At 36.5% G+C, this 10,753-nt stretch carries 4 protein-coding genes and 1 pseudogene; 1 reads left to right on the top strand and 4 read right to left on the bottom strand.

The window, feature by feature from the left end; all coding sequences use genetic code 11:
- A pseudogene (locus B2Z27_RS17985) lies at positions 1 to 1,635 on the bottom strand (hypothetical protein); the annotation flags it as partial.
- A 370-nt stretch (positions 1,636 to 2,005) separates the two neighbouring features.
- Here B2Z27_RS17985 and B2Z27_RS17980 point away from each other — a divergent pair.
- Positions 2,006 to 3,595: a peptide chain release factor 3 gene (locus B2Z27_RS17980; protein ID WP_286814699.1), complete on the top strand. Its 1,590-nt coding sequence runs from the start codon at positions 2,006 to 2,008 to the stop codon at positions 3,593 to 3,595.
- Positions 3,596 to 3,625: 30 nt separating this feature from the next.
- On the opposite strand, the gene B2Z27_RS17975 is transcribed toward B2Z27_RS17980, so the two are convergent.
- From B2Z27_RS17975 to rpoB, 3 genes are all read right to left on the bottom strand, one after another.
- On the bottom strand, positions 3,626 to 3,940 hold the full coding sequence (locus tag B2Z27_RS17975; protein WP_058106008.1) for a DUF3467 domain-containing protein: 315 nt from the start codon (positions 3,938 to 3,940) through the stop codon (positions 3,626 to 3,628).
- 58 nt (positions 3,941 to 3,998) lie between these two features.
- Positions 3,999 to 8,297, bottom strand: coding sequence for a DNA-directed RNA polymerase subunit beta' (rpoC, locus tag B2Z27_RS17970; protein WP_058106007.1), 4,299 nt, complete (start codon positions 8,295 to 8,297; stop codon positions 3,999 to 4,001).
- 62 nt (positions 8,298 to 8,359) lie between these two features.
- Positions 8,360 to 10,753 (bottom strand): DNA-directed RNA polymerase subunit beta (gene rpoB, locus B2Z27_RS17965; RefSeq protein WP_286814697.1); only part of this gene is annotated, 2,394 nt, incomplete at its 5' end.

Here is a 10,753-nt window from a genome sequence, read left to right as displayed (position 1 = left end):
CAGAGGATCCGTTAAAGGATCATTGTCACCGTCAAGGTTGGGATCTTCCTCCGTATCCAGGATACCATCGTTATCATCGTCAAGATCAGCACTGTCAGGAACTCCGTCCCCGTCCGTATCCGGACCCGGGCTATCAGGGTCCAAATAATCAGGAGTGCCGTCATTGTCGCTATCATCATTGGTCGGGTCGCCGTCATTATCGACATCCTCGTCAGGGGTATCAACGCCGTCACCATCGTCGTCAAGATCACGATAGTTCACGTCCTCCGTACCGTCAGTATCCGGTAGGTCGTTCGCTGGATCGTCGATCTCATCGTTCACATCGAATCCATCGTTCACATCGGAACCCTCGTAACCATCGTCCAGACCGTCACCATCGGTATCGACACCGGTGTAGGTCTGGTCAGGAACTCCGTCAAAATTAAAGTCGTTACCCTCATTATCGTCAGGAACCAGATCGTTGTCACTATCTAAATCCCTGTAATCAGGTTCTTCATCAGAATCAGTATTCGTCATTTCTACACCTTGATTGCCTGTACCCTCGTAGGCATCATCAAGACCATCCATATCTGTATCAAGACCAGAAGGAGGCACATAGCCATTTGTAGGCTGCCCTTCAACATTATCTGGGATACCATCATTATCAGAATCTATATCCCTATAATCAGGTTTAGTATCACCATCTGTATTATACTGAGGCTCAATACCTCCTTGACCATAAACTTCATCCAACCCGTCTCGAGTACTATCTATACCGTCTGGAGCAACATATCCTGCTGTTGATTGTGCCTCATAATTGTCTAAAATACCATCGTTATCCGAATCTATATCGTGAAAATCAGGAATTCCATCACCATCTGTATCAATAGGTATTAATCCCATTTCATACGAATCATCTATTCCATTTTGATCGTTATCCCCGATTGGAGGAATATACCCTTCTGATGTTTGGGCTTCAACCTTATCTTTAATACCATCATTGTCTGAATCAAAATCCCTATAATCTGGATACTGATCACTATCGGAATTTATAGGAATAATACCGAAACCAAAACTACCCTCGTAAGCATCATCCAAACCATTTTGATTGGCATCTATTCCAGAAGGTGCAACATAATTCAAATATGGTTGAGATTCTACATTATCCCTAATTCCATCTATATCAGAATCGATATCCAAATAATCCGGTATTGCAGATCTATCGGAATTTATAGGGATAATACCAAAACCATAAGCACCCTCATATGCATCATCTAATCCATTATTATTATTATCAATTCCTGAAGGAGCAACGTACGCAGATGTTCGTTGTCCTTCGTAATTATCCAGAATACCATCTCCATCAGAGTCAATATCCAAATAATTGGGAATACCGTCATTGTCGCTATCTGATGGATTAGTCAAATAATTATTATCTCCGTCTTCATTTTGGTCTTCTACTGTATTTAATATACCATCATTATCAGCATCGATATTTTCAACAGTTTGTTGAAATATTGAACTAACCGCAAGAAACCTATTTGATTCAAGCCCGAACACTTGAAAAGAACAAAAAAAAGTACACGAAAAAATAATACGAAAAGCAAAATCTCTGGCATTAAAACCATTAATTTTTAAAAAAGTAATTTTACCCATAAGTGTTAGTGTTTTACTAATCACCATGGCAAATGGTAGTGTTTTTAATGTTTTCGATAAGAAAGTGGGGCAGTCTTATTAAAACGTTGCTAAGATATATTAAAATGAATTCAACTCAAATTCTTTTTCGATTAACCCTCAAATTCAATAGGCAATCTGCATAAAAAATGGACAAACAGTTGTCAATATATTAACATTTCTTTTAAATACGATCAATCTAGCAATATGGATCATATTCATTAAAACAATTGTAAATAATATTCACATATCTTGTTTATAGTCTACATTGAATACATCTTACTTAAATTATCACTGAACTTTCTTAAATGGTAAGAATCTATTTTATCTTATTTTTGCACAAATTTTTTATATGACCTTCAAACAAGAAATAGAACGAAGAAGAACCTTTGGTATCATTTCACACCCCGATGCTGGTAAAACTACACTTACTGAAAAACTATTACTTTTTGGAGGTGCCATTCAAGAAGCGGGTGCCGTAAAAAACAATAAAATAAAAAAATCCGCGACCAGTGATTTCATGGAAATTGAAAGACAAAGAGGTATTTCTGTCGCAACCTCTGTTCTTGCCTTTAACTACAAGAACAAGAAAATTAACATTTTAGATACCCCAGGACACAAAGATTTTGCCGAAGATACTTTTAGAACCCTTACCGCTGTAGATAGTGTCATAGTTGTAATTGATGTTGCTAAAGGTGTAGAGGAACAAACGGTCAAACTAGTAGAAGTTTGTCGTATGCGAAAAATTCCAATGCTCGTATTCATCAATAAGTTGGACAGAGAAGGTCAAGATGCTTTTGATTTGTTGGATGAATTAGAACAAAAGCTTGGACTTTCCGTTACTCCGTTAAGTTTTCCTATTGGAATGGGCTATGATTTTAAAGGTATTTACAACATTTTTGAAAAGAATATTAATCTTTTTAGTGGAGATAGTAAAAAGAATATTGAAGAAACGATTGCTTTTGATGACGTTACCAATACTGAACTGGACAAAATTATAGGAAGTAATGCCGCATCGGAATTAAGGGATAACCTTGAATTGGTATGGGGTGTGTATCCAAAATTCAACAAAGAACTATACCTAAAAGGTGACCAACAGCCAGTTTTCTTTGGATCCGCCCTTAATAATTTTGGAGTTCGGGAATTATTAGATTGTTTTATCCAAATTGCCCCTACACCACGATCTAAAAATGCTGAAGAACGTTTGGTAGAAGCTAACGAAAAAGCTATGACCGGGTTCGTATTTAAAATACATGCAAACATGGATCCTAAACATAGAGACCGACTTGCTTTTATTAAAATTGTATCGGGTACATTTGAAAGAAATAAACCTTACTTACATGTAAGACATGGTAAAAATTTAAAATTTTCAAGTCCTAATGCCTTTTTTGCAGAAAAAAAGGAAATAGTTGATATTTCTTATCCCGGTGATATTGTAGGTCTTCATGATACGGGTAATTTTAAAATTGGTGATACGTTAACGGAAGGCGAAACCTTACATTATAAAGGCATACCTAGTTTTTCACCAGAACATTTTAGATATATCAATAACGCAGACCCATTAAAATCCAAACAGCTAAATAAAGGAATAGACCAATTAATGGATGAGGGTGTTGCACAATTATTTACTTTAGAAATGAATGGCAGAAAAGTTATAGGTACCGTGGGTGCATTACAGTTTGAAGTTATCCAATACCGGCTGGAACATGAATATGGCGCCAAATGTAGCTATGAAAATTTCAACGTATATAAGGCATGTTGGGTAGGTACCGAAAACAGAAAATCAGATGAATTCAAGGAATTTGAACGAGTTAAGCAAAAATTCCTTGCAAAGGACAAGAGAGGTCAATTGGTATTTTTAGCAGATTCTCAATTCTCCCTTCAAATGACCCAGCAAAAATATCCATCAGTAAAACTACATTTTACTTCAGAATTTGAATAAAAAAAGCCCAATTTTTAAATTGGGCTTTTTTTATGCTTCTCCTGTAGGACCAAAATTAATTGGTATTGAAGGTTGCTCATAATCCTTTATTGTTCCGTGTGCTTTCTCAAAACGTTGTACATTATCGTTTAAAGCTTTTAAAAACTTTTTAGCATGTTGAGGAGTCAAAATAATCCTACTTTTAACTTTTGCCTTTGGAGCTCCTGGCATCATACTAATAAAATCAACCACAAATTCAGAAACTGAATGATTAATAATAGCTAGATTAGAATATATACCTTCTGCCATTTTTTCGTCCAACTCAATATTTATCTGCTTTTGATTTGGGTTCTTATGTTCACTCATGTTTATATCATATTAAAAAAAATGACCCTCAAATTTTATTTGAGGGTCAGTATTATAATTAGAATCTTAATGCCTCTTTTCTGGCCATTATCTCATCATATTCTTCTTTGGACCCAACGATAATACTATCATAGTCTCGCATACCTGTACCAGCAGGTATCTTATGACCAACGATAACATTCTCCTTAAGACCTTCTAAAGTATCTACTTTTCCACTTACAGCGGCTTCATTTAATACCTTAGTCGTTTCTTGGAACGATGCAGCAGAAATAAATGATTTCGTCTGCAATGATGCTCTAGTGATACCTTGAAGGATTGGAGTTGCCGTTGCAGAAACTGCATCTCTAGCCTCAACCAATGCCTTATCTCCACGTCTTAACAACGAGTTTTCATCTCTTAACTCTCTTGGAGTTACAATTTGACCCGGTTTAAGATTGTCAGAATCACCAGCTTCCATTACTACTTTCTTACCAAAGATTTCATCATTTTCTTTAATGAAATCATCTTTATGAATCAATTGATTCTCTAAGAAGATAGTATCACCCGGATCTTGAATTCTTACTTTACGCATCATCTGTCTAACAACTACTTCAAAGTGCTTATCATTAATCTTCACCCCTTGCAGTCTATAAACTTCCTGAACTTCATTAACCAAGTACTGTTGTACAGCGGAAGGACCTTTTATTGCTAAAATATCTTCTGGTGTAATTGATCCATCTGACAATGGCATACCTGCTCTTACATAATCATTTTCCTGTACCAAGATCTGATTAGATAATTTCACAAGATATTTCTTAACCTCACCTAATTTAGATTCAATGATTATCTCTCTATTACCACGCTTTATTTTACCGAAAGAAACAACACCGTCAATTTCAGATACTACCGCAGGGTTAGATGGATTTCTAGCTTCAAACAATTCGGTAACTCTTGGAAGACCTCCTGTAATATCACCCGCTTTTGCAGATTTACGTGGAATCTTAACCAAAGTCTTACCTTCTTTAATCTTATCGCCATCATCAACCATTATATGAGAACCTACCGGTAGGTTGTAAGAACGTAATGTTTCACCTTTAGCATCTTGAATCAATAAAGTTGGTATCAACTTCTTGTTTCTAGATTCTGAAATTACTTTCTCTTGGAAACCTGTTTGCTCATCTATTTCAACTTGATAGGTAACACCTTGCTCAATATTCTCATAAGCAATTTTACCTGGGAATTCAGAAACGATTACCCCATTATATGGATCCCAAGAACAAATTACATCGCCCTTTTCAACTTTAGCTCCATTTTCCACAAACAATTGAGACCCATAAGGAATATTGCTTGTACTCAAAGTAATACCGGTTTTGGCATCAACAACTTTAATCTCAGTTGTTCTAGAAATTACGATCTCTGCTGGTTTACCATCAGAACCTTCACCCGTAACCGTTCTTAAATCTTCAATTTCAGCAATACCAGAGAATCTTACTTCTAATTTATTATCCTCAGAAATGTTACCTGCAATACCACCTACGTGGAATGTTCTAAGTGTAAGTTGTGTACCTGGCTCACCAATTGATTGTGCAGCCACAACACCAACAGCTTCACCTCTTTGTACCATTTTATTGGTTGAAAGGTTTCTACCATAACATTTAGCACAAATACCTTTCTCAGCCTCACATGTAAGTGCTGAACGTACTTCTATTTTTTCAATAGGAGATGCTTCCACTCTCTTAACATCGGCTTCCATAATCTGTTGACCCGCTTGAAGAACCAATTCTTCTGTCATTGGGTTATAAACATCATGTAGAGAAACACGACCTAAAATTCTTTCACCTAAGCTTTCAACAACTTCTTCATTTTTCTTAAGTGCCTGAACTTCCACCCCTCTTAATGTTTCACAATCTTCGGTGTTAATAATAACATCCTGAGAAACATCAACAAGTCTTCTCGTTAAGTAACCAGCATCCGCAGTTTTCAATGCCGTATCCGCAAGTCCTTTACGTGCACCGTGTGTAGAAATAAAGTATTCCAAAATTGAAAGACCTTCCTTAAAGTTAGAAAGAATAGGGTTTTCAATAATTTCTCCACCACCAGCTGTTGATTTTTTAGGCTTGGCCATCAAACCACGCATACCTGTTAACTGACGAATTTGTTCCTTAGAACCCCTTGCACCAGAATCAAGCATCATATACACCGAGTTGAAACCTTGCTGATCCTCACGGATACGTTTCATAGCCAACTCAGTCAACATAGCATTAGTCGATGTCCATACATCAATAACCTGATTGTATCTTTCGTTATTAGTAATAAGACCCATGTTATAGTTAGCCATAATGCCATCAACCTGACCATTGGCCTCACCGATCATATCCATTTTTTCAGCCGGGATAATAATATCACCTAAACTAAAGGACAATCCACCTTTGAAGGCAAATTCATACCCCATAGTCTTAATCTTATCCAAGAAAGCTGCAGTTGCAGGAACACTTGTTACGGCTAAAATATCACCAATGATATTTCTTAATGCCTTCTTGTTCAATACTTGGTTAATATAACCCGCTTCCTCTGGTACGTTTTTATTAAATAAAACACGCCCAACAGTTGTAGGTATAATTTGATTAACCAATTCACCCTCCTCATTAAAATCCTTAGCTCTAACCTTAATACCAGCATTAAGATTTACTTTACCTTCATTAAAAGCTATCTCTACTTCTTCTGCAGAATAAAATGTTAAACCTTCACCGATAATCGGAACTTCTGGAGTTGATTTACGCTCTTTGGTCATGTAATACAGACCCAAGACCATATCCTGTGATGGTACAGTAATCGGTGAACCATTAGCAGGGTTTAATATGTTCTGAGAAGCAAGCATCAACAACTGTGCTTCTAGAATAGCCTCTGGTCCTAATGGTAAGTGAACCGCCATTTGATCCCCATCAAAATCCGCATTAAATGCAGTACATGCCAATGGGTGTAGACGAATTGCTTTACCTTCTATTAATTTAGGTTGGAAAGCTTGGATACCCAAACGGTGCAAAGTAGGGGCCCTGTTCAATAATACAGGATGACCTTTCAATACATTTTCCAAAATATCCCAAACTACAGGCTCTTTCTTATCTATAATTTTCTTAGCGGACTTAACTGTTTTTACAATACCTCTTTCAATCAATTTTCTGATTACAAAAGGCTTGTAAAGCTCAGCAGCCATGTCTTTTGGAAGACCACATTCATATAAGTTCAACTCTGGTCCTACAACAATTACCGAACGAGCAGAATAATCTACACGCTTACCAAGTAAGTTTTGACGGAAACGACCTTGTTTACCTTTTAATGAATCTGAAAGAGATTTTAAAGGTCTATTAGATTCCGTTTTTACTGCAGACGCTTTCCTCGTATTATCGAACAAAGAATCTACCGCTTCTTGAAGCATACGTTTTTCATTACGTAAAATTACTTCAGGAGCCTTTATTTCAACCAATCTTTTTAAACGGTTATTACGAATAATTACCCTTCTATAAAGATCATTTAAATCTGATGTTGCAAAACGTCCACCATCTAATGGTACCAATGGACGTAATTCTGGTGGAATCACCGGAATTACCTTCATAATCATCCATTCTGGTTCGTTTTCTCTATTTTCTTGAGATTCCCTAAGTGCCTCAACTACTTGCAAACGCTTTAAAGCTTCAGTTTTTCTCTGCTTTGAAGTCTCAGTATTTGCTTTGTGTCTTAACTCAAAAGAAAGTTCTTTAAGATTTATTCTACCTAACAAATCAATTAAACACTCTGCACCCATTTTAGCAATAAACTTATTAGGGTCAGTATCTTCTAAATATTGATTTTCTTGAGGAATAGTATCTAATATATTCAAGTACTCTTCTTCTGTCAAGAAATCCATTTTATTGATTTCTTCACCTTCAGGTCCTTTAGCGATACCTGGTTGTATTACTACGTAACGCTCGTAGTAAATAATCATATCCAATTTCTTGGAAGGTAAACCTAAAAGGTAACCTATTTTATTAGGTAAAGAACGGAAGTACCAAATATGAGCTACTGGTACCACCAAGTTAATATGACCTACACGATCTCTACGAACTTTCTTTTCCGTTACCTCTACACCACAACGGTCACAAACGATACCACGGTAACGAATACGCTTGTATTTACCACAAGCACATTCATAATCCTTAACAGGACCAAAAATACGCTCACAGAACAAACCATCACGTTCTGGTTTGTGAGTTCTATAGTTAATTGTTTCCGGCTTTAAAACTTCACCTCTAGATTCTGCCAAAATAGATTCTGGAGAAGCTAAACCTATGGAAATTTTATCAAACCTTTTTACTTGGTTATTATCTTTTATTCTAGCCATAATAGCGTTCTGATAATGTTTTAATTTGTTTTACTTAATAGTCTTCAATACTAACTATTGAACTATTCTTCCAGTCTAATATCCAAACCTAGTCCCTTAAGTTCGTGCATTAAAACGTTGAAAGATTCTGGTAAACCAGGCTCTGGCATTGTTTCTCCCTTAACTATGGATTCATAAGTCTTAGCCCTTCCGATTACATCATCGGACTTAACTGTAAGTATCTCACGTAAAGTTGCAGATGCACCATAAGCTTCTAATGCCCAAACCTCCATTTCACCAAATCTCTGACCACCAAACTGAGCTTTACCACCCAATGGTTGTTGTGTAATTAGAGAGTATGGTCCAATTGAACGTGCGTGCATCTTATCATCTACCATGTGACCAAGTTTCAACATATAGATCACACCTACTGTTGCAGGTTGATCAAAACGTTGACCGGTTCCACCATCGAATAAGTAAGTATGTCCAAATCTTGGAATACCCGCGTCATCTGTATACTTGTTTATCTCCTCTAAAGTTGCCCCATCAAAAATTGGTGTAGCATATTTTCTTCCAAGCTTAAGACCAGCCCAACCTAAAACTGTTTCATAGATTTGACCAATATTCATACGAGAAGGTACACCTAACGGATTCAATACAATATCAACTGGTGTTCCATCTTCCAAGAAAGGCATGTCTTCGTGACGAACAATTCTTGATACAATACCTTTGTTACCATGACGACCTGCCATTTTATCACCAACTTTAAGCTTACGCTTTTTGGCGATATACACCTTAGCAAGTTTCATAATACCAGCAGGCAATTCATCACCAACAGATATAGTAAACTTATCTCTTCTTAAGTTACCTTGTAAATCGTTAAGCTTAATCTTATAGTTATGAAGAAGATCAGCTACCAATGCATTTGTATCTGCATCCGTTGTCCAACTACCACCTACTAAGTGAGCAAAATCATCAACAGAATTCAACATTTTCATTGAATACTTCTTACCCTTAGGTAATACTTCTTCACCTAAATCATTAAGAACACCTTGAGAGGTCTTACCATTTACTATAGTAAATAATTTCTCAACAAGAATATCTTTTAATTCTTGGAATTTTACTTCGTATTCCAATTCTAATTTAGATAGTTCTTCTTTATCTTCAGAACGTTTTCTCTTATCCTTTACTGATCTAGAGAATAATTTCTTATCAATAACAACACCTCTTAAAGAAGGTGATGCTTTTAATGAAGCATCTTTTACATCACCAGCTTTGTCACCAAATATGGCACGTAATAATTTTTCTTCAGGAGTTGGATCAGACTCACCTTTTGGTGTAATCTTACCAATTAGAATATCACCGGGCTTAACCTCTGCACCTATTCTGATCATACCATTTTCATCCAAGTCTTTTGTAGCCTCTTCAGAAACGTTAGGTATATCATGTGTAAGTTCTTCCGCTCCTAATTTAGTATCCCTAACTTCCAGAGAATACTCATCAACATGAATAGATGTAAAAATATCTTCACGTACAACTTTCTCTGAAATTACAATTGCATCCTCAAAGTTATACCCCTTCCATGGCATAAATGCAACGGTTAAGTTTCTACCTAATGCTAATTCTCCTTTTTCAGTTGCATAACCTTCACAAAGAACTTGTCCTTTCTTAACTCTATCACCTACTTGTACAATTGGCTTCAAGTTAATGTTGGTACCTTGGTTGGTTTTTCTAAACTTCACCAAGAAATAAGTCTTGCTATCTTCTTCAAAACTGATTAATCTTTCCTCATCAGTTCTATCATATTTGATAGTGATTTTTTGAGCATCAACATACTCAATAACCCCATCTCCTTCAGCATTGATCAATACTCTTGAATCTGAAGCAACTTGACGCTCAAGACCAGTACCAACAATTGGAGATTGTGGTTTCAACAAAGGAACTGCTTGACGCATCATGTTAGATCCCATCAAAGCCCTGTTTGCATCATCATGTTCCAAAAACGGAATCAAGGAAGCAGAAATTGAAGCAATTTGATTAGGAGCAACATCGGTATATTGAATTTCCGATGGATCTACAACTGGGAAATCACCTTCTTCCCTAGCAATTACTTTTTCCGCATCTATAGTACCATCTTCCTTCATTGGAATGTTAGCCTGAGCTATTTTCATTCCTTCTTCTTCCTCAGCACTTAAATAAGTATAGTTTTTGTAGTCTACTACTGAATTCTCCACTTTTCTATAAGGAGTTTCCAAGAAGCCCATTGGGTTTACTTTTGCAAACACCGACAATGAAGATATCAAACCAATGTTTGGACCTTCAGGAGTTTCAATAGGACATAAACGACCGTAGTGTGTATAGTGAACATCACGAACCTCAAAACCTGCACGCTCTCTTGATAAACCACCTGGACCTAATGCCGATAATCTTCTTTTGTGCGTAATCTCTGCCAATGGATTCGTTTGATCCATAAATTG

It is taken from the genome of Maribacter sp. UBA3344 (genome assembly GCF_002362375.1).
In the GTDB taxonomy this organism is placed as follows: domain Bacteria; phylum Bacteroidota; class Bacteroidia; order Flavobacteriales; family Flavobacteriaceae; genus Maribacter; species Maribacter dokdonensis.
The sequence above is the reverse complement of the archived record's forward strand: the minus strand, read 5'-3'. Positions and strand labels throughout refer to the sequence as shown.